This is a genomic window from Streptomyces pristinaespiralis (assembly GCF_001278075.1).
GTDB lineage: Bacteria > Actinomycetota > Actinomycetes > Streptomycetales > Streptomycetaceae > Streptomyces > Streptomyces pristinaespiralis.
Map to the genome: position 1 here is coordinate 1,112,289 of NZ_CP011340.1, position 25,587 is coordinate 1,137,875.

Consider the following 25,587-nt stretch of genomic DNA (forward strand, 5'->3'; position numbering starts at 1 on the left):
TCGTCACTCCTCATGGGTGTTCACGGTGAACAGTTCCGAGAGCGGCTGCTCGGGGTCGGCCGCCACGTTCCGCAGCAACGTCAGGAACTCGTCCGCGAGCCGCCGCGCCTTGGCCCGCCCCAGCAGCGCGGTGGCGTGGATCAGTTCGCAGTGCACCGGCCCGTCGCCGCGCGGCTCGTAGAAGCTGAGTGTCAGCTCCGCCCTCGCGGAGCCGGTCGGCACGGCGTGGAACGAGCCCAAGCCGCCCTCCAGCTCCTCCAGGTCCGCCTGCTCGTGGTGGATCACCATGACCTGCGGGCCCTCCGGCGTGAGGCCGGTCGCACGCGCCACCTCGTCGAAGGGCACGTCCGCCCGGTCCAGCGCGCCGAGCGTCGTCTCCCGCACCCGGGTGAGCAGTTCGGTGAAGGTGGGGTCCCCCGCGGTGTCGGTGCGCAGCACCACGGTGTTGAAGAAGCAGCCGACCAGGTCGGCCAGCCGGTCGTCGCCACGTCCGGCGACCATGGTGCCGATCGGCAGGTCGGTGCCGACGCCGTGGGCGGTGAGCAGGGCGGACAGTGCCGAGTGCAGCACCATGAACATGCTGGTGCCGGTGGTCCGGGCGAGCCGGTCCACGCCGGCGTGGAGCTGCTCGTCGAGGACGAACCCGACGTGGTCGCAGGCGTGGCCGGACGGCCCCGCCGCGTCCGTACGCGGCCGGTCGGCCGGCAGTTCCAGGCCGCGGGGTACGTTCTTCAGCGTCCGCTTCCAGTAGGCGAGTTGCCGCCCGCCCACGCTGTCCGGGTCCGCGGGTTCGCCGAGCGTCTCGTGCGCCCAGTGGGTGTAGTCGCCGTACGTCACCGGAAGGGGCTGCCACCCTGGCTCCGCTCCCGAGGTCCGGGCCGCGTACGCGGTGGTGAGGTCGCGGAACAGCGGGACGACCGACCATTCGTCGGCGGCCAGGTAGTGCATGGTCAGCAGCAGCGCCTGCGTCCCGTCCGGGCCGGTGAGCAGCCTGGCCCGCAGCGGGGGCTCCCGCGTCAGGTCCGGCGAATCCGCGGCGAGCCGGGCGAGCCGGGCGTCGAGATCGGCGCACTGCTCGGTCTCCAGCTGCGGCGCGGGGCAGGCCTGCTGGAGAACGGCTCCCTCCCGCTCGGTGAACGTGGTGCGCAGCGGTTCGTGCCGTGCCACCACATCGGCGAGCGCCGCGGACAGCGCCCCGCTGTCCAGCCCTCCGGGCGAGCGCAGCACCAGCGCGTGGTCGAACGCCGCGTGCCGCCGGTACGACGACCACTGCGGGCGCTGTACGGGAGCGACGGGCACGGGGGTGCCGTCCGTACGGTGCCCGACCGGCCGCAGCGACGGGCGGGCGGCCGACGCGCCCTCGATCCTGTCCGCGATGCCGGCGACGGTCAGTGCGTCGAACACGTCCCGGATCCTCAGCTCGACGCCGAACTCGGTGCGGATCCGGCCGACGAGCCGCATGGAGGCCATCGAATGGCCGCCCAGTGCGAAGAAGCTGTCGTGGATGCCCACGTCCTCCAACGTGAGGATCTCGCCGAACAGTTGCGCCAGCCGGACCTGCGTCGGCGTGACCGGGCGTGCTCCGCCGGTCATCCCCGACCAGTCGGGCACGGGAAGCGCCTTGCGGTCCAGCTTGCCGTTGGGGGTCAGCGGCAGCGGGCCGTCCAGCGGTACGACGAGGGCGGGCACCATGTACTCGGGCAGCAGCGCGGCGACGTGCGCGCGCAGCGCCTGCGGGTCGAGGACACCGGGGCCGGATCCGAGGCCGGTGCCGGGCCCGGTGCCGGTCCCGGTCCCGGGGCCGTTCTCCGGGACGACGTAGCCGACCAGGCGCACGATGTCGCCCTTGCGGTCGGGCACCACGGCGGCCTGGGCGACCGCCGCATGGTCCGCGAGAGCCGCCTCGATCTCGCCCAGTTCGATACGGAAGCCGCGGATCTTCACCTGCGTGTCGACCCGGCCCAGGAAGTCGAGGTTGCCGTCCCTGCGCCAGCGGGCGCGGTCGCCGGTGCGGTACATCCGGCTGCCGGGCGGTCCGAACGGGTCGGCGACGAACCGCTCCGAGGTCAGGGCCGGCTTGCCGAGATAGCCGCGGGCGAGGCCCCTGCCCGCCACGTAGAGTTCGCCGGCCACGCCGGGTGGCACGGGGCTCAGACGGGCGTCCAGGACGTAGCAGACCGTGTTCGGGTCGGGCCTGCCGATGGGCACCCGTCCGGTGGGCCGTCCTCCGGCCTGCCGGGCGGGCCACAGCGTGGAGTTCACCGTGGCCTCCGTCAGTCCGTACGCCGCGATCAGGTCGGCGGTGGCGCCGAAGCGGTCGAAGAGGTCCGGCGGCACGGTCTCCGTACCGACCAGGACCGTGGACCCCGCGGGCAGTTCGCAGCCGGCGGGCAGCGCCGACACCAGGGACGGCGGCAGGATCATGTGGGTGATCCGCTGCTCCGCCAGGAAGTCGGTGAGTGCCGGCCCCGCGACCCGCGCCTCGTCGGGCATGAGCACGAGCCGGCCGCCGTGGCACAGCGCCATCGACAGTTCGAACACGAAGACGTCGAAGCCGATCGACGCGAACTGCAGGACACTGCTGTCCCGTTCCAGGCCCATCCGGTCGACCGCGGTCGCGACCAGGCTGGAGATGCCCTCGTGCGGGACGACCACGCCCTTGGGCCGGCCCGTCGAGCCCGACGTGTAGATCACGTAGGCGGCCCGGTCGAGAGCCGTGGGCAGGCCGGTCACGGCGGAGTCCGGGAGCCGGCCGAGTTCGGCCGTGACGTCCGGCGCGTCGAGCAGCACCACGGGGACGCCGCTCACTTCGGGTATCTTCCCGGCCACCGGCTCGGTGCCGACGACGACGGCGGCCCCGGAGTCCTCGATCATGTAGGCGAGCCGGTCCGCCGGGTGGACCAGGTCCAGCGGCAGGAAGGCGGCGCCCAGTTTGAGGGCGGCGAGCACCGTGGCGACCATGTCGGCCGAGCGGGGCACGGCCACGCCGACCACGCTCTCCGCGCCCACTCCCCGTGCGGCCAGCAGGTGTGCGAGCCGGTCGGAGCGGGCGTTCAGCTGCGCGTAGCTGAGCGACTGTGAGCGTTCCACGACGGCGACCGCGTCGGGCCGTTCGGCGACCTGCCGGGCGAACAGGGCGGGCAGCGTGGCCTCTTCGACCACGCGGGCGGTGTCGTTGAAGCGGTCGAGGACCGTCTCCCGTTCGTCCGCGGCGAGGATCTCCGCGCGGGACAGGGGTTGTTCCGGTGCGCCGGCCACCGCCGCGACCAGTCGCCGCAGGCACTCGGCGAGCTGTTCCGCGCTCTCCTGGTCGAACAGCTCGGTGGCGTACTCCAGCCGGCAGCCGAGCGTGCCCTCCTGGCCGTCGGCCGCTGTCTGCTCGGTGAAACCGAAGACCAGGTCGAACTTGGCGGAGCTGATCCGGAACGGCACGTCGGTCACCCGCAGGCCGGGCAGCCGGAGTTCGCCGTCGGTCCGGTTGTGGTAGCCGACCATCACCTGGAACAGCGGGTTGCGGGCGGGTGACCGGGCCGGGTTCAGCTTCTCGACGACGGCTTCGAAGGGCACGTCCGCGTGGGAGAACGCGGCCAGGTCGGTGGCGCGGACCCTGGCCAGCAGTTCGGCGAAACTCGGGTCTCCGCTCACGTCGGTGCGCAGCACCAGGGTGTTGACGAAGAAGCCGACCAGGTCGTCGAGTGCCTCGTCGCCGCGCCCGGCGATGGGCGAGCCGAGGGGGATGTCCGTGCCGGCACCCATGCGGTGGAGCAGCGCGGCGACGGCGGCGTGCACCACCATGAACATGCTGGCGCCGCTCTCCCTGGCCAGCCGCTTCAGCTGCCGGTGGACTTCTGCGTCGAAGGCGATGTCCAGTTCCGCGCCGGTGAAGGCGGGCCGGGCGGGCCGGGGCCGATCGGCCGGCAGCTCGATCTCCTCGGGGGCGCCTTCGAGCGCCGTACGCCAGTACTCCAGTTGCCGGGCGGTCAGGCTGCGGGCGTCGGCCGGGTCGCCGAGGAGGCGCTGCTGCCACAGCGCGTAGTCGGCGTACTGCACGGGCAGCGGCTCCCACGCGGGCGCGGTGCCGCGGGTGCGGGCGGCGTAGGCGGTGGCCAGGTCGCGCAGGAAGGGCCGGTCGGACCACTCGTCGGTGGTGATGTGGTGCAGCAGCAGGACGACGACGTGGTCCTCCGGGGCCACCTGCACGATCGTCGCCCGCAGCGGCAGTTCGGCGGCGAGGTCGAACGGGCGGTTGACGGCGGCGTCGACGATGCCGGGCACGTCGGTCCCGGCGGCGCTGAGGCATTCCACGACCGGGTGCGCCCGCTCGACGGGCAGCACCTGTTGGAACACCTGGCCGTCGCGCTCGAAGAAGACGGTCCGCAGCGCCTCGTGGCGTGCGGCCACATCCGCCAGCGCCGCCCGCCACGCGGGCACGTCGAGCGTGCCGCGCAGCCGCATCACCAGCGGGAAGTTGTAGGCGGCTGAGGTGCATTCGATCTGCTGGACGACCCACAGCCGCTGCTGGGCGTGGGACAACGGCAGTTCGGCGGGCCGCTCGCCTGCGGTCAGGGCCGGGCGGGCGGCGGCGGCGGACGGTCGGGCGGCCCGCTCGACGAGCTCGGCGACGGTCGGCGCCTCGAAGAGGTCGCGGATCGCCAGCTCGGCCAAGAGCGCGGTCCGCGCGCGGCTGATCAGCCTGGTGGCGAGCAGCGAATGACCGCCCAGCTCGAAGAAGTTGCTGTCGGTCCCTACGGCGTCCTCGGCGAGGCCGAGCACCTCGGCGAAGAGCGCGCACAGGGTCCGCTCCTGCGGTGACCGGGGCGGGCGGACGGAGACCGGTCCGGTGACCTCGGGGGCGGGCAGGGCCTTGACGTCGAGCTTGCCGTTGACGGTGAGCGGCAGGGTGTCCACCGCCACCAGCGCCGCCGGAACCATGTAGTCGGGCAGGACGGTACGAAGGTGGTCGCGCAGGCCCCGCACGAGCACGGCCCTCTCCTCTGCGCCGTCCTCGGGCACGACGTAGCCGGCCAGGCGCTTCGCGCCGGCGCTGTCCGCCACGACGACGACGGCGGCGTGGGCGACGCCGGGGTGGGCGGCCAGGGCCGCGGTGATCTCGCCGAGTTCGACCCGGTAGCCACGGATCTTGACCTGGTCGTCGGTCCGGCCGAGGAAGTCGAGGAGCCCGTCGGCCCGTTGCCTGACGAGGTCGCCCGTGCGGTACATCCTTTCGCCGGGGGCGCCGAACGGGTCGGCGACGAACCGCTCGGCCGTCAGGCCGGGCCGGTCGTGGTAGCCCCGGGCGAGGCCGGTGCCCGCGATGTACAGCTCGCCGGGGCAGCCGGGCGGCACCGGGCGGAGCATCGCGTCGAGCACGTATGCCCGGGTGTTGCGGATGGGGACGCCGACCGTCGGTGTGGGGCTGTCGGAGGTGGATCCGCCGAGGGTGTTGATCGTGTACTCGGTGGGTCCGTAGAGGTTGTAGCCGTAGGTGTCCTCGGTGCGGCGCAGCCGGGTCCACACGGTGTCGGACACGGCCTCTCCGCCGAGCAGGACGAGCGCGGGCCGGTGCCTGCCCCGGTGCTCGGGGGCCACCGTGCACAGGGCGCCGTCGGCTGCCTGGTCCGTCGTGTCCCGTTCGGCCGGCAGGTCGCCTTCTCCACCGCCTGCTTCGTCCCGGTCGAGCAGGCCCTCCTCGATCAGCAACTGCGCGTACGTGGGAGTCACGTTGACCACGTCGATCCGGTGCCTGTCGCAGTAGGCCACCAGGGCTTCCGCGTCGCGGCGCAGGTCCTCGTCGCACACATGGACCTCGTGCCCCTCGACGAGCCAGAGCAGTTCCTCCCACGACATGTCGAAGGCGAAGGAGACGGTGTGCGCGATGCGCAGCCGTCGTCCGCCGGCGGAGGCGATCGCCGGGTCGAAGATCTCCTTCTGGTGGTTGAGCTGCATGTTCGTCAGCCCTCGGTAGGGCGTGACGACGCCCTTCGGCCGGCCCGTCGAACCGGAGGTGTAGATGACGTACGCGGGGTGCTCCAGCCTGCCGGGCACACCGTGCGCGAACGCCGGCCGCTCGGCGTCGGTGACCGCTCGCTCGGAAAGTCCCGCGAGCTCGGCGGCGACGGCCGGGTCGTCCAGCAGGAGCTCCGGGGCGACCGGGCCGGAGGGCCCCCGCAGAGTGGGAGCGACCGCCGTCGTGGACAGCAGGCACAGGGGTCCGGTGTCCTCGGCCATGAGGCGCAGCCGGTCGGCCGGGTGGTCGAGGTCGAGGGGCAGATAGGCGGCGCCGGTGCGGAGCACCGCGAACAGGGCCACGACCATCTCGATCGAACGCGGCAGCGCGAGCGCGACGACCTTCTCCGGTCCCGCGCCGCGGGCGATCAGCAGCCGGGCGACCCGGTTGATCTGCGCGTCCAGCTCGAGGTAGGTGAGTGCGCGGTCGCCGAAGACGAGCGCCACCGCGTCGGGGGTGCGGGCGACCTGCGCCGCGAGCATGTCGGCGACGGTCTCGTCCGGCACCGGCCCGAAGCCGGCCTCCCACTCGGCGAGCAGGGTGGTCCGCTCGGCGGGCAGGAGCAGGTCGAGGGTGCCGACGCGCGCCGACATGTCGCCGACGAGCCGCTCCACCAGGACGCCGAAGCGCTCCAGCGTGGCCGCGGCCTGCTCGTCGTCGACCAGGTCGGGGCGGTACTCCAGCTTCACGCGCACGGCCCCGGCCGGGTCGACGACGAGGGTCATGGGGTAGTGGGTCGCGTCCACGCTGCCCACTGCGGTGATGCCGTGCCGTTCCCTGAGCTGCCGGAACGCGTTCTCGTCGGCGAAGTTCTGCAGGACGTACAGGGTGTCGAAGAGGACGCCCCGGCCACCTTCCCGCTGGAGCTCGGACAGTCCCAGGTACTCATGGTCCATCACCGCGACCCGCTCGGACTGCACACGGCGCAGCAGGTCGGCCACCGGCTCGTCGGGATCGAGTGGGACCCGTACGGGCACGGTGTTGAGGAACATGCCGATCGTCGACTCCACGCCGGGCACGTCCGCCGGCCGGCCGGCGACGGTGGTGCCGAAGACCACGTCGTTCCTGCCGACGGTCGCGGACAGCACGAGCGCCCACGCGGCGCAGAGCACCGCGTTGATGGTGAGTCCGTTCTCACGGGCGGCCGTCCGCAGACGGTCGGCGAGCCCGGGCGGCAGATCCAGGGTGCGCCGCCGCGGGATCACCGGCCGGTCTCCGCGGTCCCGTGCGACGAGGGTCGGCTCTTCGAGTCCGGCCAGGACGCTGCGCCAGGTGTCGCGGGCCGCGTCGACGTCCCGCTCGGCCAGCCGGGCCAGGTGATCGCGGTAGCTGCCGGGGGCCGGCAGCGCGGTGTCGTCGCCGCCCGTCTCGTAGAGGGAGAGGAGTTCGTCGAGGAACAGCGACTGCGACCAGCCGTCCCAGGCCACCAGGTGGTGGCTGAGCATCAGTCGGTCGGTGGTTCCGGTCAGCCGGATCAGTTCGAGCCGGAACAGCGGAGGCGCCGCCAGGTCGAACCGCCTGAGCCGGCCGGCGTCGGCGATCTCGGTGAGCCGCGCCTGCCGCTCCCGCTCGTCCAGAGCGGTCAGGTCCACCTCGGTCACGGGTACCGGCAGTTCGGCCGCGGGGCAGACGAACTGCACCGGTGAGGGCAGCCCGTCGCTGGTGATACCCGCGCACAGGCTCGGGTGCCTGCGCAGCAGCGTCGCGCAGGCCGCGCGCAGCCGGTCGATGTCGAGGCGGTGGTCGAAGTCGAAGGTGTCCTGCGCGGTGTAGACGTCGACGGCGGAGGTGTCGTAGCTGGCGTGGAAGTAGATGCCTTCCTGCAGCGGCGACAACGGCCAGATGTCGGCGACGGGATACGGGCTGACGCTGTCGACCCGTTCGGTCTCCGAGGGGGTCAGCCGTACGAGCGGTGCGTCGGCGGGTGCGAGGGACGGGCCGGCGTTCCGCGGGGCACCGGCGATGAGTTCGCGCAGTGCCTGTGTCCATTCGCGGCCGAGCGCCCGCACGTCCTGACCGTCGAGCGCGTCGCCCTCGGGCCAGGTCCAGGTGGCGCGCAGTTCCGGTCCGTGGGGTGTGTCCGCGCAGACGGCGTTGACCTGGAGCGGGTAGGGCATGGCGAGGCCGGGGTCCGGTTCGACGGACAGGGCGTCGCTCTCGACGGCGGGGGCCCAGTCGCGGGCCTGCTCGGCGGGTATCCGCCCGTAGTAGTTGAACAGCACCTGTGCCTGGGACAGTCGGGCGAAGACGGGCGCGAGCTGCGGGTTGAGGTGGCGCAGCATGCCGTATCCCGCGCCGGAGTCCGGTGCGGACCGCACGGACTCCTTGACCTGCTCCAGCGTGCCGGGGGCGTCGCCGGCGGCGGCCAGGCGTACGGGGTGCAGTCCGGTGAACCAGCCGACGGTGCGCGACAGGTCCAGGTCGGAGGCGTCGCGTCCGTGACGTTCGAGGTCCACCAGCAGGTCACCGTCCCGGTCACCGCGCCGGCGGGAGACGGCGATGCGCAGGGCGGCGAGCAGCACCTCGGTGATGTCCGCCCCGAAGGCGGCGGGCACCGTCGTGAGCAGCGCACGGGTGTCCTCGGGGGGCAGGGACTCGACGTGTTCACGCGCGGATCCGGCGGTGCCGGTCCGGCCGGCGCCGGGGACCAGCTCCGCGCCGGGTGCCAGAACCTCGGCCCAGTAAGGGAGTTCGGCCTGCCTGCGGGGGGAGGTGGCCTGCTCGGCGATGTCCCGGGCGAAGCTGCGCAGCGACGTGGGGACCGGCGGCAGAACGGGCCGCTCCCCCTTCGAGACGGCCTCCCACGCGGCGGCGAGGTCGTCCAGGAGCACCCGCCAGGACACGCCGTCGACGGCCAGGTGGTGCACGACGAGCAGCAGCCTGCCCGGCCGGTCGCGGCCCGTGTCGAACCGGACGGCCTGGAGCATGACACCGGCGTCGGGGTCGAGACGGGACGCCGCGCTGTCGGACTCGGTGGCGATCACCGTGCGAAGGGCGGCGTCGTCCAGGCCCCGTACGTCGGCACTCCTGAGCAGCGCGGCTGCGTCGACCGCGCCCACCTCGAGCGTCCGCGCCGACCACAGCGCCGGGATCACCGGGCCGAGGTCCATGCGGGAGAGCGTGAGCCGCAGACCGTCGTGGTGGTCGAGGATCGCCTGCAGGACCCGCGTCAGGCTGCCGGCGTCGGCGCCGGCAGGTGTCTGGAGCAGCATCGAGAGGTTGAAGCGGCCGATCGGCCCGCCGTCCTCCCGCAGTTGGTGGACGATGGGCAGCAGCGGGACCTCGCCCACGCCGTCGGCGACGGGCTCCGGGGAGCCCCCGGCGGTGGCGGTCGCGTCCTCTGCGGTGCCGGCGAGCCGGGCCGCCAGCGCGGCCGGCGTGCGGTGCTCGAAGACGTCCTTGGGGCTGACCGCCAGTCCGGCCCTGCGGGCACGGCCGGACACCGACATGGACAGGATGCTGTCCCCGCCGAGCATGAAGAAGTCCTCGTCCGGGCCGACCTCGTCGAGTCCGAGCACGTCGGCGAAGATCGCGCAGAGCTGCCGCTCGCCTCCCTCCCGGACCGTCGGCTTCTTGTGCCGCCGGATCTCCGGGACCGGCAGGGCCCCGTGGTCCACCTTTCCGCCCGGGGTCAGCGGCAGGGCGTCGAGTGCCACGAATCGGCTGGGGACCATCGGCGCCGGCAGGGAGGCGCCGAGCGAGGCGCGCACGGTCTCGATGTCGAGCGCCGCCCCGGCTGCCGGGGTCAAGTAGGCCACCAGGTGCTTCACCCCGCGGTCGTCGTCCCGGGGTACGACGACCACGTCACCGACCGCCGGCACCTCGCGCAACCGTGCTTCGATCTCGCCGAGTTCCACCCGGTTTCCCCTGATCTTGACCTGGTGGTCGGTGCGCCCCACATAGGTGAGCACGCCGTCTCCACGGAACTGGACGATGTCTCCGGTGCGGTACATCCGCCCGCCCGGCACGCCGTCGGGCAGCGGCCCGGCCGGGCCGCGGAACGGATCGGCGACGAAACGCTCCGCGGTCAGCGCGGCGCGTCCGTGATAGCCGCGGGCCAGTTGCGCGCCCGCGATGTAGAGCTCCCCCGGCTCGCCCTCCGCGACGGGGCGGAGATACCGGTCGAGGACGTAGAGCCCGGTGTTCCACACCGCCCGCCCGATGGGCACGGTGCTCTCTTCGTCCTGCTCCGGGCCCGCCTCCCAGCTGGTGACCTGGATGACGGCCTCGGTCGGCCCGTAGACGTTGAAGAGGGGCACGCCGGTGCGCTCCAGCCAGCGTCCGGCGAGCGGAGCGGGCAGCGCCTCGCCACCGCTGAACGCCCTGCGCAGGCCGGTCCACCACGGATCGCCCGGGCCGTCCTCCGCCAGCAGCGCCGAGTAGAGCGACGGCACGAGATCGAGGTTGGTGACCTGCTCACGACGGATGAGCCCGGTGAGGTACGCCGGGTCGCGATGACCGTCCGCCTTGGCGATCACGACCGTCCCGCCGGTCAGCAGCGGGGCGAAGATCTCCTGCACCGAGGGGTCGAAGCCGGTCGAGTACTGGTGCAGTACGCGCTCCCCCGGCCCGAACCCGAACCGTTGTGCCGCCCAGGACAGCTGGGCGACCACGGCTGCGTGCGTCACCACCACGCCCTTGGGCCGGCCGGTCGACCCCGAGGTGTACATCAGGTACGCGGCGCTGTCCGGATGGACGTCGGCCGGGAGGGCGGGCTCGTCGTCCTGGCCGTCCGCTCCGTGGGGGCGGAGGAGGACCGGGGCGATGCCGTCCTGCTCCGGCAGCCGTGCCCATGACTCCTCGGTGACGACGACCGCCCGGGCCCCCGAGTCGGCGAGCATGTACCGGACGCGTTCGGCGGGGTGGTCCACATCGACCGGCAGGTAGGCCGCGCCCGCTTTGAGGACACCGAGGAGGGCGACCAGCGCCCCGGCCGAGCGGGGCACGGCCACGGCCACGACGGTCTCCGGTCCCACACCGCCCGCGACGAGCCGGCCCGCCAACTCGGCTGCCTGCCGGTCCAGTTCGGCGTAGGTCGTCCGTCCGCCCTCATGGATCAGGGCGGTGGCGTCCGGGGTACGGCGCACCTGTGCGGCGAAGGCTCCGTGCAACGTGCCGGCGGGCGTCGCGTGGTTCTCCCCGGCGAGGCGGCCGAGCGTCTCGCGCCGCTCGTCGGCCGTCTGCGCGGGAAGCCGGCCGACCGGCAGTCCGGGGTCGGCGACGACCTGGTCGAGCAGTGCCCGCAGACGGGCGGCGAACCGTCGGGCGGCCATGGCGCCCAGCCGGGCGGGATCGTGTTCGAGACGCAGTCGGAGCCGCTCACCGGGAAGAACGGTGAGCGCCAGCGGGTAGTGCACCGCGTCGCGGACGTGCGAGCCGACGACACGGACGAGCCCTGACGGATCGGCCGGCTCGCCGGCGTCCGGCAGGTTCTCCACGACGACGAGCGCGTCGAAGAGTTCGCCCAGGCCGACGGCCCGCTGGATCTCGGCGAGTCCGAGATGCTGATGGTCCAGCAGTTCGGCCTGCTCCTCCTGGAACCGCGCGAGCACCTGCGCGAGCGGCTGCTCCGGGCGCCACCGCAGGCGGGCCGGCACGGTGTTGATCAGCAGGCCGACCAGGGACTCGATCCCCTCGACGGGGGCCTGCCTGCCGGAGACGGTCGTTCCGACGACGAGGTCGTGGGTGCCGACGACATCGCCCAGCACCAGTGCGAAGCCGCCCTGCACGACGCTGCCGAGGGTCAGCCCGAGCTGCCGGGCGCGGGCGGTCAGCGCCGCCGTGTCCTGCGAGGACAGCTCGACGGTGATGCTGCCGGCCCCGCCCGGCGCGGTGTCACCGGCGCGGACGGGAAGCAGGGCCGGGGCGTCGAGCCCCGCCATCGCCTCGCGCCAGGCGGTGCGCGCCTGTTCGCGGTCGCGGCCGGCGAGCCACCCTGCGTAAGCGCGGTAGGTCCCGCTCGGCACGCGGGGTGGTGCCGCGGCGGCGCCGGGACGGTAGCCGTCCAGCAGTTCCCGTGTAAGGAGCGGCAGCGACCAGCCGTCCACCACGATGTGGTGCATCGTCAGCACCAGGAGCGACCGCCGCTCACCGAGACGGACCAGCGCCGCCCGCAGCAGCGGCGGGGTGCCGAGGTCGAAGCGCTCCGCCCGCTCCTCGGCCGCGATGTCGTCGACGGCCGTGGACCGCTGCTCGCCGTGAAGTTCCGACAGGTCGGCGAAGCGCCACGGCAGCTCCACGCGTCCGCCGATCAGCTGCACGATCCGGCCGTCCCGGCACTGGCGGAAGGCGGCGCGCAGCAGCGGATGACGGTCGAGCAGCCGCTGCGCCGCCACTCGCAGGGCGTCCGCGTCGACGTCACCGGCGAGTTCGAGGGTGTCCTGCACGGAGTAGCCGTCGGCCCCGCTCTCGTCGACGGCGGCGTGGAAGAAGAAGCCCTCCTGCAGCGGCGTGGCCGGTACGACGTCGAGCAGGTCCGGGACGGCGGCGGAGAACTCGGCCCGCTCCTCCTCGGTCAGCCGGACCAGCGAGAACGGCGCGGGCACCGCGCTCCCCGTGTCCGAACTCCCGCCGTCGTCCGCGGAGGGCTCCGCGGCGCGTGCGAGCGCCGCCACCGTGCGGTGCCGGAACACGTCTCTGGGGCTGATCGCGAAGCCGGCAGCACGCGCGCGGCCGACGAGCTGGATCGCGACGATGCTGTCGCCACCGAGTTCGAAGAAGCTGTCGTGGACGCCGACCGACGGCAGGCGGAGGACTTCGGCGAACAGTGCGGCGAGAACCGTCTCGGCCGGTGTCGTGGGCGCGGCGTCGCCGGTCAGCACCGTCCACCGCGGCTCCGGCAGCGCGCGGGTGTCGAGCTTCCCGTTGGGCGTCAGGGGCAGCGGGCCGTCGAGGAGGACGACGGCCGAGGGCACCATGTACTCCGGCAGCTCCTGGGACACCTGTGCCCGCGCCGCCCCCACGCGCGCCTCGGTGTCCGTGCCGCCGTCGCCGGACAGATAGGCGACGAGGCGCTTCACTCCCCGGTGGTCGTCCCGCACGAGGACCGCTGCCTGGGCGATTCCCGGGCAGGCCATGAACGCGCTCTCGATCTCCCCCGGTTCGATGCGGTGACCCCGGATCTTGAGCTGGCCGTCCGCGCGGCCGAGGAAGTCGAGGTTGCCGTCGGCCCGCCACCGGACACGGTCGCCTGTGCGGTACATGCGTTCGCCGGGCGCGCCGTAGGGGTCGGCGACGAACCGCTCCGCGGTCAGCGCCGCCCTGCCGAGATAGCCGCGGGCCAGGCCGCGCCCGCCGACGTACAGCTCGCCCTCCACGCCCACGGGGACGGGCCGCAGTGCCGCGTCGAGCACGTACGCACGGGTGTTGGGGTCGGGGCGGCCGATCGGTGCGGGCCCCTGGAGGCCGGCTTCCGCGAGCCACAGCGTGGAGTTGACGGTCGCTTCGGTCAGGCCGTAGGCGACGACGACCCGCAGGCGGCCGGACCAGCGGGCGATCAGCTCGCCGGGCACCGCCTCCGTGCCGACCACGAGCACCGCCCCATCGGGCAGTTCGCAGTCCGGCGGCAGCGCGGACACGAGCGACGGCGGGAGAATCATGTGCGTGGCGCGGTGCTCGCGGATGTAGTCCGTCAGGGCGTGACCGGCGACCCTGCGCTCGGCGGGGACGACGATGATCCGGCCGCCGACGCACAGCGACATGATCAGGTCCCAGACCGTCACGTCGAAGCCGACGGACGCGAACTGCACGACGCGGCTGTCCGGGCCGATACCGATCCTGTCGGTGGCGGTGGCGATCAGACTGCCGACCCCGTCGTGCGGGACGACCACGCCCTTGGGGCGGCCGGTCGATCCCGACGTGTAGATGACGTACGCGGCCTGGTCCAGCGGGATCGGCAGGCCGAGGGCGGAGTCGTCCAGGGCGGCGGACCCGGCGACCACGGACGGGTCGTCGAGCAGTACCCGGGTGACGCCCGGCACGGCAGGCAGTTCACCGGCCGACTCCCGCGTGGTGACGACCGTCCGCGCGCCGGAGTCGGACAGCATGTAGGCGATCCGGTCCTGCGGGTGGTCGGCGTCCAGCGGCAGGTACGCCGCCCCGGTCTTCATCACCGCGAGCAGGGAGACGACCAGTTCGGGCGAGCGCGGTACGGCCACGGCGACGATGTCCTCGTGGCCCACGCCCCGTGCGACGAGCAGGCGGGCCAGCCGGTTGGCGGCGGCGTCGAGCTCCGCGTAGGTCAGCTGCCGGTCCTCGCACACGAGGGCGACGGCGTCCGGTGAGCGGCCCACCTGCTGCTCGAAGGCTGCCGGCCAGGACAGTTCGGGGACCTCGCGCGGCGCGACCCCGAACTCGCCGAGCAGCCGGGCGCGTTCCGCGGCAGAGGTCAGCTCGATACGGCCGACGGGGCGGTCCGGGTCCTCCGCCATGGCGTCGAGGACCGTGCGGAAGCGTCGCTCGTGGTCGCTCAGTGTCCGCTCGTCGCACACGGCCGCGTCGGCGTCGAGGTGGATCCGCAGGCCCTCGCCGTGCCCCGGCACGCTGACGGTGACGGCCAGGTCGCTGACCGGGCCGAGCCACTCGGGGCGGAGGTCGGCCTCCAGGTCGCCGAAGCGCAGGTTCCGCACACCCGGCAGGATGTTGACCGTGGGGCCGACGAGCTCCGCCACTCCGTCGACCATGCCCAGGTCCCTGGCCAGGTCCTCCGCGCGGTAGCGCCCGTGCTCGACCGTCTCCTCGATCCGGCGCCCGACCGTCTCCACGAGCTCGGCCACCGTCATCGCCCCGTGGACGGGGATGCGCAGTGGGAGGACGTTCGACACCATGCCGGGGACGTGGCCGCTGGCGGTGCGCTGCCGGGTGGTGACGGGCAGGCCGAGGACGAGGTCCACTTCGCCGCTGACCCGGTGCAGGTAGGCGGCCACGGCCGCCACCAGCAGGCGTGACACGCGGACGCCGGCGGCCGCCGAGGCGGCGCGCAGCCTGTCGGTCGTGGTCGCAGGCATCTCGATGACGCGGCGGACCCGCCGCGTCATCGGTGCCGGCGCGCGCTCCACGAGGCGCACGGGCTCCGGCCGGCCGGCCATCCGGTCCAGCCAGTGGGCCCGGTCCGCCCGGTGCTGCTCCGAGCCGCGGTAGGCCCGTTCGCCCTCCAACAGCCGGGACAGTTCCCGGCCGGCGCCACCGGCCGGGGCGCCGGGGTCGGGGGCGGTGTAGATCTCGCCGGCCCGGCGGGAGACGAGCACGATGCCGACGCCGTCGATGACGATGTGGTGGTAGCGCTGGTGCCACACCACACGGTCGTCGGCCAGCCGCAGGAGCGCGTGGCCGAACAGCGGCCCGTTCACCAGGTCGGCCGGGCGGTCACGGTCCGCCTCCGCCCATGCGGCCGCGGCGGCTTCCGGGTCGGGTTGGCCCCGGAGATCGATGACGGGAACGTCGAAGGGGCGGCGCGCGAGCGTCTGACGCGGCCCGCCCTCCGCCGGACCGATGCGCACATGCAGGCACTCGGCCTCCTCGAGCGCCTGCCGCACGGCGGCCCTCAGGCGGTCGAGGTCGACGTCACCGCGCAGGTCCAGGGCGAAGGAGACGTGGTAGGCCGAGCTGTCGGGTTCGAGCTGCTGGGCGAGCCAGATCCCCGACTGCCCACCGGTGACGGGTGCTCCGGCGGCGGAAGTCGGGTCCCACTCGGCGTCAGACATCGTGCGCATGGCCCTTTCCCTCATGGTGCGTCGATGGCGAGTCGTTGCGTGACCGTGCGCGCCGCGCGCCCGTCCGGCGGAGGACGGCAGCCGGACGGGCGGCGGGCGGGGACGACCGCGTCGCGGGAGGACGCGGAGGCGCTGCTACTTGATCGCCTCGAGCATCGGGACGACCTGGTCGATGGCGTAGGGGATCGACAGCACCGTGTTGAAGGAGAGCGCGGCGCCGATGTCCGGGCTGTCGTACGGCAGGAACAGGTCCCGCTTCTCCTGGTGGACCTTCGTCTTCTTGTAGAGCGGGTCGGCCTTCATGGCCTTCTCCGTGTCGGGAGTGCCGAGCCACACCGTCCGGTCGGCCTCCATGACGTCGAGACGCTCGGAGCTGAGGTCGGCGATGTTCTCCTTGCCGAGGGCGGCGCGGTACTTCTCCGAGGTGGTGAAGCCCATCTCGCTCAGGAAGATGACCTTGGGGTCCTTGGGCGAGAAGGCGGAGAACTTGCCCGGCTCGTACGGCTCGCCGACGGTGACCGTCAGGCCCTTCCACTCCGGGTGCTCGTCGCGGACGGCCTTGAAGCGCGCGTCGATGCCGGCGATGAGCTTCCCGGTCTCGCCCTCCTTGCCGAGGGCCTTGCCGATCTGCTCGGTCATGACCTGCCAGGGTGCCTGGTAGTCCTCGTGGCCCTTCGGCTGTGCGACCACCTTGGCGATCTTGGACAGGGTGTCGTACTGCTCCTTCTTCATGCCCGAGTACTGGGCCACGATCAGGTCCGGCTGGAGCGCCGCGATCTTCTCCATGTTGTACTCGTCGCGCTCGCCGACGATCTGCGGCGGCGTGGAGCCCCACAGGTCCTTGGTCCACGGCCACTTGCCGTACGGCTGCTCCTTGAACCAGTCCACGGAGCCGACCGGCTTGACGCCCAGGGCCAGCACCGCGTCCTGGTCGGACAGGCCGAGGGTGACGACCTTCTTCGGCTCCGACTCGATGGTCGTGCTGCCGTACTTGTGCTCGACCGTGACCGGGAAGGCCGCCGAACCTGCCCCCGCCTCCTGGGACGGCTTGGACGCGGTCCCGTCCGTGCCGCCGCCGCAGGCGCTGAGCACCAGCGCGGCGACGGCTGCCGCGACCAGGCGGGGGATGTGTCTGACGATCCTCGTCGGACCGGGGCGTGTACCAACGGACACGGGGCAGTTCCTTTCACGGGGTTTCACGGTGCGCGTCACGTCCGCCCGTTCCGACGTGTCGTGCGGGCAGGCGTGCGTGTGGAGAGGTCCTGATCAGAGGGAGGAGCCGATCTCGTCGGCGGCCCGCGGCGCGCCGGCCGGCCCGTCGCCCCGGTCGAGGATCGAGCCGAGGATCTCGCCGACCCTGACGGCGGTGTTGGAGAGCAGCGACGACGTGATGCCGTGCGTGTGCTCTGTGCCCCCCTGGAGGTAGATGCCGCACCGCAGTTGGGGATCCGTGGTGATGCGGTAGTCACGCTCGACGCGGACGCGGCCCTCGTCGTCACGGTGGCAGTACTGCTGGACCTCGCCGAGGAGTCCGAGGGGGTCGGCGGACCGGTACCCGGTGGCGTAGACGACCACGTCGGCGTCCAGCGGGGTCCGTTCACCGGTGACCAGCGACTCGACGGTGGTGCGCACCTTGTCCGGCGTCTCCACGACGTCGGTGAGCCGGGACACCTTGAGGAACCTCAGCCGCTCGGTGCCGAGGACCTTCTCCTGGTACTCCTGGCGGTAGAGGTCGTCGATCAGATCGATGTCCACCACGGAGTAGTTGGTGTTGCCGTGGTAGCCGATCAGTTTGCGCTTGATCTCCTCCGGGGCGGTGAAGAACTCGTCGACCGCCCCGGGGTCGAAGATACGGTTGGCGAAGCTGCTGTCGTCGGCGGGGCTGTAGCCGTAGCGCGAGAAGACGGCGCAGACCTCGGCCCGGGGGAAGCGCCGGTGCAGGAAGGCCACGTTCTCCGCGGCGCTCTGCCCCGCGCCGACGACGATGAAACGGGTCGGATCGGCGTCCTTGAGACCGTCGACCTGGGCGAGCAGGTCGGAGTTGTGCCAGATCCGCTCCGAGCGCTCGACGCCCTCCGGCATCTGCGGCCGCAGACCGGTGCCGATGACCAGGTTGCGGGCCCGGTGGACGACCAGTTCGGTGCCGGACCGGGCCGTCACGTCCACGTACTGCACGACTCCGTCACGGACGACGGGCCGCACGTCGACGACCTCGTGCCCGTAGGACACCATGTCGTCGACCTTGGCGGCGGCCCACTCGAAGTAGTCGTGGAACTCGACGCGGAGCGGGAAGAGGTTCTTGTGGTTGACGAAGTCGATCAGCCGTCCCTGGCTCTTCAAGTAGCACAGGAAGCTGAACTCGCTCGTCGGATTGCGCAGTGTCACCAGGTCCTTGAGGAAGGACACCTGCATGGTGGCGTCGTCGATCAGCATGCCGCGGTGCCAGCCGAAGCGTGGCTGCCGCTCGAAGAAGTGAGCGGTGACCGCCCCCTGCCTGCCGACGCCTGCGTTGTGCTCACTGAGCGCGATCGCCATGGCCACATTGGACGGCCCGAAGCCGATTCCTATGAGGTCGTGGATCAGTGGTGCGTCGCCAGGAAGAGCCTGTGACATGTCACTCCCATCATGCGGGACAGCCGCGAGTCGGGCGTTGCGGAGAACGGGACCAGGCCACGCCGACAGAGCGGCGAGCGAGCGGAACTTAGGTAAAGCTAACCTGATCTCACCGGCCTGTCGATGGGAACAAAGAGAAAAACCGGCCGGCCGGTGGATCACGAACTCCGTTCTGCAGAGGGCCCGTTGCGCGCTTAGGTAAGCCTTGCTTAACTGGCGTCGGTCCATCGCCGCTCTGAGGAGGAACCCCATGCGGGTCGTCATGTTCGGGTATCAGACCTGGGGGCACCGCACCCTGCAAGCGCTCCTGGATTCCGAACACGACGTGGTGTTGGTCGTGACGCACCCCAAGAGCGAGCACGCGTACGAGAAGATCTGGAGCGACTCGGTCGCCGACCTCGCGGAGGAGCACGGCGTGCCGGTCCTCATCCGCAACAGGCCCGACGACGAAGAGCTGTTCATGCGGCTCAAGGAGGCCGACCCGGACATCATCGTCGCGAACAACTGGCGGACCTGGATCCCGCCGCGGATCTTCGGCCTGCCCCGTCACGGCACCCTCAACGTCCATGACTCGCTGCTGCCGAAGTACGCCGGCTTCTCGCCCTTGATCTGGGCGCTCATCAACGGCGAACGCGAAGTGGGCGTCACCGCGCACATGATGGACGACGAGCTCGACGCCGGCGACATCGTCGTCCAGCACGCCGTGCCGGTCGGGCCGACGGACACCGCCACCGACCTGTTCCACCGGACCGTCGACCTCATCGCCCCGGTCACCACGGAGGCGCTCGCCCTCATCGCCTCCGGGCGCACCGACTTCACCAAGCAGGACCGGTCGCAGGCGAGCTTCTTCCACAAGCGGGCCGCCGAGGACATCCGCATCGATTGGAACTGGCCCGCCGAGGACCTCGAGCGGCTCATCCGCGCCCAGTCCGCGCCGTATCCGAGCGCCTTCACCTTCCACAAGGGCAAGCGCCTGGAGATCCTGGCCGCGGTCGTGTCGCAGGGCCGCTACGGCGGCACCCCCGGCCGCATCTTCTACCGGGAGTCGGGCGGTGTGGTGATCGTCGCCGGGGCCGACGCCCGCACCGGCCGCAACCACGGCCTGGCGATCACCCGGATACGGACGGAGGACGGCGAGGAGATGGCCGCCACCGACTACTTCACCTCGATGGGCGGCTACCTCACGAGCCGTCCCTGACGGCCGGACGGGCCGCGCCGCCGCCCGCGAAGAGTGCGTCCCGGTCGCTCTTCGCGGCACGGCGCTTGCGCAGCAGCCGGACGAGGGCACTCAGCAGCTGCCACAGGATCAGCAGCACACCGGCAAGGGGCAGCAGGAGGAACAACGTCTGCACGCCCGCCAGAGCCACGTCCGGGACGGGGCTGTCGCTCGTGGCGGCCCTTTCGACCATCGCCCCGGACGTGCGCCAGATCGAGCCGGCGAGTTCGGGAAGCCGCGCGACGATGATTCCGAGCTGGACGGCCAGCACCGGAATGACGGTGAGCACCCAGACGGTGACCAGCAGCTGGGGCCATCGCTTCAGGGCTTCCAGCCGCTCGTCCGGCGGCCTGCGGAGGACCGCCCGCTTCAGGATCGGCCCGATGTACTTGAAGAGGTCGGGGATGCCGACGAGGTCCGCGACGATGTAGTACCCGTCGAACCGGAGCGTGGGCAGGAGCTGGTACACGATCTCCAGGTTCGTGATCACGACCGCCGCCAACAGCACAGGGTGCCCTGTGTACATATGGAGCGCGACAAGTGCGATCAGGAACAGTCCGTTGAAATAGACGCCGCCGAGGTCGGTACGGATGCGTCCGGCGCGCCCCAGCCTGTACGAATCGGTGACGTCGGTGTAGAAGGCGGGCCACACCAGATAGATACCGCAGCCCATGCGACCGGGGACGGCCTTGCCGTACCGGCAGGCGGAGGCATGGCCGATCTCGTGGAAGGCGGCGGACGCCAGGATCAGGAGGATCAGCAGCAGGCCGCTCGTCGGCACGGTCAGAACATCTGCCATCGCGGCGCCCACACTCCGGGTCGTGAACACCCAAACCTCGGCGAGGACGACGGCCGTGAGGCACAGAACCAGCACGAGGGGCCTGAACAGCCAGGCGAAGGCTCCGCTCACGGCCCATGTCGCCCGCTCGGACAGAAGGACGGTGCGAAAGCGCAGAGCGAGGAAGGGATTCGCCTTGGGGACGGCGGGAGGTGAGCCGTCGCTGTAGGTGGTGACGCCCAGCGGAGCGAGTTTCTGATCGATCAGGAAGGTCACGTGGTCCGCCGTGAATTCCCGGCCGGTCCACTCGCTCAGCCTCTCGGCCGTCCGGGACATCAACTCGCCGCCGCGCGGGTCGTCGTCGGCCCCGCACTCCTTCAGTGCTTTGACGGCCTGGTACAGGATCGGCGGAAGCTGGATCACCTGACCGTCGAAGCGGTACACGAGCTGGGGCGGGACGCGGTAGCCGGAACCGCCGAACTCGCCCACCAACTCCGTTCCCTCGGTGAGGGCCGCCTCGGCAGCGCCGGAATGGTTCTCGCGGTCGGGCGCGGATACTCGCGTACTCATCACAACTCCACCGTTGGCAGAACGCCGTGCCGGGACCGAGCGGGGGACCGTCCGCCGAGCGCGCCGGCGCCGCCTCGTGGACGGCGCCGGTGCACGGAGCGGCGCAAGCTCGGACTCTTGCTTGCAACACCTGGCGCCGGAAGGCCGTTCGGCCGCCCCCGGCACCGTGGGCAAGCTCTAGAAGACGGCGGTCGTTGCGGGGATGCAGGTCAGCGAGGCGCCGTGGTGGCCCTCGAGGGCCTGGCAGGCCGAGCTGACGATGGCGTTGCCGCCACCGCCGCCGCCACCGTTCACGACGGCCACGGCGCTGCTGGAGCTCGAACTGGAGCTGGAGCTGGAGCCGCCGTCCCCGCCACCGTGGCCGCCGGGGCCACCGTGCCCGGGGCCACCGTGCCCGCCGTCGCCGCCACCGTAGCCACCGTCGCCGCCACCGTAGCCACCGTCGCCCATGGCGCCGAAGAGGCCCATCGCGGACAGCACGGCCCGCTCGGGCAGCAGTTCGCCGGACAGGGCCTCGAGCTCCTGAATGCTGATGGCAGACATGATGTTCCTTTCGCATGTGTACGCGGCCAGCTCGTGCTGAGCGCGAAATCATTTATCAATGCGAAAATGTGCTTGTCGGGGCAGGCGCGCCGCACTGCCGCCGACTCCACTCGTGCGGTCCAAGGCATGCCCGAACGGCGCGTCCTCCCTGCCGCGCACACCACCGCCCGCGTCGGTGAGGTGTCCGCGGGCCGCGCCACGCCTTCCCCTCAAGATCATCTGCCAAGGCCCGAGCCGGCCGGGGCGGCCTCCTACAGGTCCGAAGAGCGGTCGGAGGCCGTGCCCGTGCCCGACGCGTCCACGGCCCGGCCCACCGGCTCAGCCGGTTCCATCGGCTCACCGTCACCCGGCCCGATCCGGGCCGGCACTACTGCCGCCGAGCCGCCCGCTCCGCCCGGGCACACTCGATCACGTGAGCAGCAGGCCCCGGGGCGTGACGTCGTGTCACGGCAACGAGCGCGTCAGCCATACCACTTCACCGCTGTCCTCCGTGGATACGTGATCCCGCTCGAACCCGAGCTTCTCAAGGACACGCAAGGACGGTGCGTTCCACGCGCCGACGGTCGCCCAGAGCCGGTTCCGCCCGGTCGCACCAGCGGCATCGAGCACCGCGCGGGCCGCCTCGGTGGCGTAGCCACGCCCATGCACGCGCTGGAACAACTCATAGGCGATCTCAGGCTCCTCCAGGGTGGAGCGCCCGATGATCAGCCCGCAGTAACCGATGAAGTCGCCCTCGTCACGGCGCTGGACGGGCAACAGGGCGATCCCTGTGGACGCCGTCGCGGTGAGCAGCTCCGCGATGGACGTCCGGATGTGCTCAACCGTGGGGGTCCCTTTGCCCCGTTCGGAGAGGAGGGCGCAGAACTCGGCGGCGTCCGACTCGGCCCATGGCCGCAGTATCAGCCGCTCGGTCTCGAGGTGGAACGGCATCGTCTCGTACGTGGACATGGGCCCTGCTCTCACCTTGGTCACCGCGAACTACAGTCGAAGCACGGGAGGTTGTCCCGCGAGCGATCTCGTACGGGCCGAGGGCGCAGCCACACCGTGCTCATCCGACCCGCGACAGCCCTCGGCGTCGGCTGCGCAAGAGCGATCCGAGCGCCAAGCCGGCGCCCGGACCGATCAGGGCGCCGACCGGTCTCCGCCATGCGGGCGCCGCTCCCACGACAGCCCGGCGGGGCAGGGCGGTCGGGCCCGCACGCACACCGTCGCCGGCGCGTCCGGACCGCTGCCCACCTCCATGATCAGCCGCGACCGTTCCCGCTGGAGGACATACCGAGGACCGGCGCGCCGATCCAGCTCGCAGTCGGGCGGACCGGGGGCGGCGGCCGAGCGCGCCGGCGGTCCGGCGTCGATCGCGCGGGCATGCTCCTCGCCCACAACGGCCAGGAAGCGACGACCGGTACGGCTTCCGGACGAATTGGCGGTCCATGAGCTTCGGGCGCTGCTCCAGTAGTGCCGCCCAGCCTCTGGCGCCGCCGGCGCAGCCGCCGCGGCGGCGACCAGCGCCGGCGGTCTGCCCACACGGCGAGCCACTGATACTGCGGCCGCCGGCCGATGACGAGCTATCAGGTGGATCACCCCCAGGCGAGCCTGTCCCCAGTGACCAGGCCGAGCCAAGAGGCAGCCTACGTGCAGTCGTCCTGCCGGGCATCGCCCGCCTGCACGAGCTCGCCGTCGCCGGCCGGGCGAGCGGCCCACCGCCGGGCGGCACCGACCGGAGATCGTTGACGGGACATGACATCCCTCGCTGTCTGTCCGGCGGATCGTCGCGCCGTAGGCTCCGCCGCATGCACGCCACCCTGACGGAACACGCCCGATGTCTCTTCGGGGACGAGTACCGCCCCACGCCACCGTGCGACCGTCAGCACGACGAGGCCTTCTTCACGAGGAGTTGACGTTCGCCGAAGGGATGCGCTTCTGGCCATGCTGCGGGAACTGTGCCCGCAGTTGGTCGACGGGTATTTGCCCGTGCGGATCCGTAACCTCGCGTATCGGCTCGTTCTCCTGCAGAGGCCCGATGAGCCGGCGCTGATGAGAGAGGCAGCGAGCAGCCTTCATCTCCACGGCCCTGATTGGGACGGAATCGCCGCCGATCTCGAGAGGCGGGCCGACGCGCTGGACGCGGCGACCTAGGGAGCAACGAGGTCGAGGCGGTGGTCGCGGCGTGAGCGGCAGGCATTGTCGGCGCCGATGCGGTCCGGCCGGGTACGCGGCCGTCCGCCGTGCCGGCGGGAACGCCGAAGGCGTCCCCGCGACGGCCTTTGCTACCCGCTCCGGGGCTCGACGGACGAACCGGCTAGCGCGCCACGCGATGGCGGAGGTAGACGACTCCCGAGCCGACGGGGCGGGTCTCGACGAGTTCGAGATCCACCCGGCGCTCGCTTCGGGGAAAGTACGGGATGCCGCCGCCGACCAGCACCGGGTAGACCATGGCCCGGTATTCGTCGATCAGACCCGACGCGGCCGCCTCGGCGGCGAGGGTCGCGCCGCCGATCGCGATCTCGCCCTCCCCCGGCTCCGCCCGCAGCCGCTCGATCTCCTCCACCAGGCCCCCGGAGACCAGGCGGGCATGGCCCCGCACCTCCGACAGCGTGGTCGAGAACACCACCTTCGGCAGCGGATTCCAGAGCGCGACCCACTCGAGCGTGTCGTCGTCGAGCGACGGATCCTGGTCGGCGGTCTCCCAGTACAGCATCGTCTCGTACAGCCGTCGTCCCATCAGGTGCACGCCGACCCCGCGGATCTCGTCGATCCAGAAGCGGAAGACCTCCTTGTCGGGTTCGGTCCAGGCGAAGTCGCCGTCCGGCCCGACGATGTAGCCGTCAAGTGAGACGTTCATCGAATAGGTGACGCTGCGCATCGGAAGTCCTCCTCGAGGCGGGTTCGACTGTACGACCGTAGGACGCCGCAGGACTCATCGGTCGTCGCCGGCCCGGCACACACCGCCCTCGCCCGCTCACTGAGAGCGAACACGGGAAGCCGACCGTTCACGTGGATGTACCCGTCCGGGCCGTCGTCGGCGACGGTGCGCCGGGGCGGTTTCGCCGGCCGGGGCACAGCCGACAAGCACGACCGCTATCACTCCGGGACGCACGAAAGGCCGCCCTCCCATGGATGAGAGAACGGCCTCCGACCTGCGTTTCCGCACAGTCGGGACGACAGGATTTGAACCTGCGACCCCTTGACCCCCAGTCAAGTGCGCTACCAAGCTGCGCCACGTCCCGATACCCGCTGACCTGGGGTTTCCCCTGGCCGAACGCGCATGAGAACAATACCGCACTCAGGGCGCTGGTCACGAACCCGTATTCCGCGTTCGGCGCGCTTGACCTCAAGTGAACTTGAGATTGCACGGTGGGTGTCATGACGAACACAGCACTCTTCTCCACACCCACCGACGTGCGCTCCGACCTGTCCGGCGACCGGCCCGGCGCCTCCCGGCCCGGCTCGTCACCACGGTTCCGTGATCTCGGCCGGCTGATGGCCCTGATGACCGGCGACGAGAAGCACGGCCCCGCCGCCACCTCCACGCTCGACGCCCTCTGGGTGCTCTACGACCGTGTACTGCGCGTGACACCGGCGAGCGCCGACGCGCCGGAGCGTGACCGGTTCCTGCTGTCCAAGGGGCACGGACCGATGGCGTACTACGCCGTACTCGCCGCAAAGGGATTCTTCCCCGAGGAGTGGCTGGCGGGCTTCGGCTCGTACGACTCCCCGCTCGGTCACCACCCCGACCGGGTCCTGGTGCCCGGGGTCGAGATCGGCAGCGGCTCCCTCGGCCACGGTCTGCCGCTGGCCGTCGGCACCGCCCTGGGGCTGCGGGCCCAGGGGCTCACCGACTCCCGGATCTGGGTCCTGATCGGTGACGCGGAGCTGGACGAGGGCAGCAACCACGAGGCCATCGCCTACGCCGGTCCCGCCGGGCTCGAGCAGCTGCACACGCTCGTCGTGGACAACGCGTCCGCCACCCACGGCTGGCCCGGCGGCATCGCCTCCCGGTTCGAGGCGGCCGGCTGGTCGGCGCAGACGGTCGACGGCAGGGACCACGAGGCGCTGTACGCCGCGTTCACGGCTCCGCACCCGGGGCGGCCACGGGCCGTCGTCGCCCGCGTCGAGCCCAAGAACGCCTGAGCACCCGTTCATCACCGAG

9 protein-coding genes and 1 tRNA gene are annotated in these 25,587 nt (G+C 71.9%); 2 read left to right on the forward strand and 8 right to left on the reverse strand.

The genetic code is table 11. The annotated features are described in order from the left end of the window. Positions 1–3: 3 nt before the first annotated feature. The 3 genes from SPRI_RS04540 to SPRI_RS04550 form a co-directional block, all read right to left on the reverse strand. Complete coding sequence (locus SPRI_RS04540; protein WP_053557687.1) at positions 4–15,708, reverse strand: non-ribosomal peptide synthetase; 15,705 nt, start codon at positions 15,706–15,708, stop codon at positions 4–6. A gap of 144 nt (positions 15,709–15,852) precedes the next feature. Further along, entirely contained in the window at positions 15,853–16,890 is a 1,038-nt protein-coding gene (locus SPRI_RS04545; RefSeq protein ID WP_005308792.1) for an iron-siderophore ABC transporter substrate-binding protein, read from the reverse strand. Positions 16,891–16,983: 93 nt separating this feature from the next. Then, on the reverse strand, positions 16,984–18,330 hold the full coding sequence (locus tag SPRI_RS04550) for a lysine N(6)-hydroxylase/L-ornithine N(5)-oxygenase family protein (RefSeq protein WP_005308795.1): 1,347 nt from the start codon (positions 18,328–18,330) through the stop codon (positions 16,984–16,986). Positions 18,331–18,580: 250 nt separating this feature from the next. Here SPRI_RS04550 and SPRI_RS04555 point away from each other — a divergent pair, with 250 nt between their 5' ends. Continuing rightward, a complete protein-coding gene (locus SPRI_RS04555) occupies positions 18,581–19,528 on the forward strand; it encodes a methionyl-tRNA formyltransferase (RefSeq protein ID WP_005308797.1) in 948 nt (315 codons plus the stop codon). Here the strand turns inward: SPRI_RS04555 and SPRI_RS04560 are convergent. From SPRI_RS04560 to SPRI_RS04585, 5 genes are all read right to left on the reverse strand, one after another. Next, positions 19,512–20,894 (reverse strand): hypothetical protein, encoded by a 1,383-nt coding sequence (locus SPRI_RS04560; RefSeq protein ID WP_158685133.1) that lies wholly within the window; start codon positions 20,892–20,894, stop codon positions 19,512–19,514. The genes SPRI_RS04555 and SPRI_RS04560 overlap by 17 nt on opposite strands. A 177-nt stretch (positions 20,895–21,071) precedes the next feature. Next, positions 21,072–21,437, reverse strand: coding sequence for a hypothetical protein (locus SPRI_RS38435; RefSeq protein WP_005308801.1), 366 nt, complete (start codon positions 21,435–21,437; stop codon positions 21,072–21,074). Positions 21,438–21,881: 444 nt separating this feature from the next. Beyond that, positions 21,882–22,385 (reverse strand): GNAT family N-acetyltransferase, encoded by a 504-nt coding sequence (locus tag SPRI_RS04570; RefSeq protein WP_005308803.1) that lies wholly within the window; start codon positions 22,383–22,385, stop codon positions 21,882–21,884. A 1,351-nt stretch (positions 22,386–23,736) separates the two neighbouring features. Beyond that, positions 23,737–24,300, reverse strand: coding sequence for a dihydrofolate reductase family protein (locus SPRI_RS04580; RefSeq protein WP_005308807.1), 564 nt, complete (start codon positions 24,298–24,300; stop codon positions 23,737–23,739). 290 nt (positions 24,301–24,590) lie between these two features. Beyond that, a tRNA-Pro gene (locus tag SPRI_RS04585) sits at positions 24,591–24,664 on the reverse strand. A gap of 136 nt (positions 24,665–24,800) precedes the next feature. Between SPRI_RS04585 and SPRI_RS04590 the strand changes: the two genes are divergently transcribed. Beyond that, entirely contained in the window at positions 24,801–25,568 is a 768-nt protein-coding gene (locus tag SPRI_RS04590) for a thiamine pyrophosphate-dependent enzyme (RefSeq protein ID WP_005308809.1), read from the forward strand. Positions 25,569–25,587: the final 19 nt, after the last annotated feature.

Coding starts and splice junctions, on each gene's coding strand:
- SPRI_RS04540 (WP_053557687.1), bottom strand. CDS start 15,708: ATGTCTGACGCCGAGTGGGACCCGACTTCCGCCGCCGGAGCACCCGTC.
- SPRI_RS04550 (WP_005308795.1), bottom strand. CDS start 18,330: ATGTCACAGGCTCTTCCTGGCGACGCACCACTGATCCACGACCTCATA.
- SPRI_RS04555 (WP_005308797.1), top strand. CDS start 18,581: ATGCGGGTCGTCATGTTCGGGTATCAGACCTGGGGGCACCGCACCCTG.
- SPRI_RS04560 (WP_158685133.1), bottom strand. CDS start 20,894: ATGAGTACGCGAGTATCCGCGCCCGACCGCGAGAACCATTCCGGCGCT.
- SPRI_RS38435 (WP_005308801.1), bottom strand. CDS start 21,437: ATGTCTGCCATCAGCATTCAGGAGCTCGAGGCCCTGTCCGGCGAACTG.
- SPRI_RS04570 (WP_005308803.1), bottom strand. CDS start 22,385: ATGTCCACGTACGAGACGATGCCGTTCCACCTCGAGACCGAGCGGCTG.
- SPRI_RS04580 (WP_005308807.1), bottom strand. CDS start 24,300: ATGCGCAGCGTCACCTATTCGATGAACGTCTCACTTGACGGCTACATC.
- SPRI_RS04590 (WP_005308809.1), top strand. CDS start 24,801: ATGACGAACACAGCACTCTTCTCCACACCCACCGACGTGCGCTCCGAC.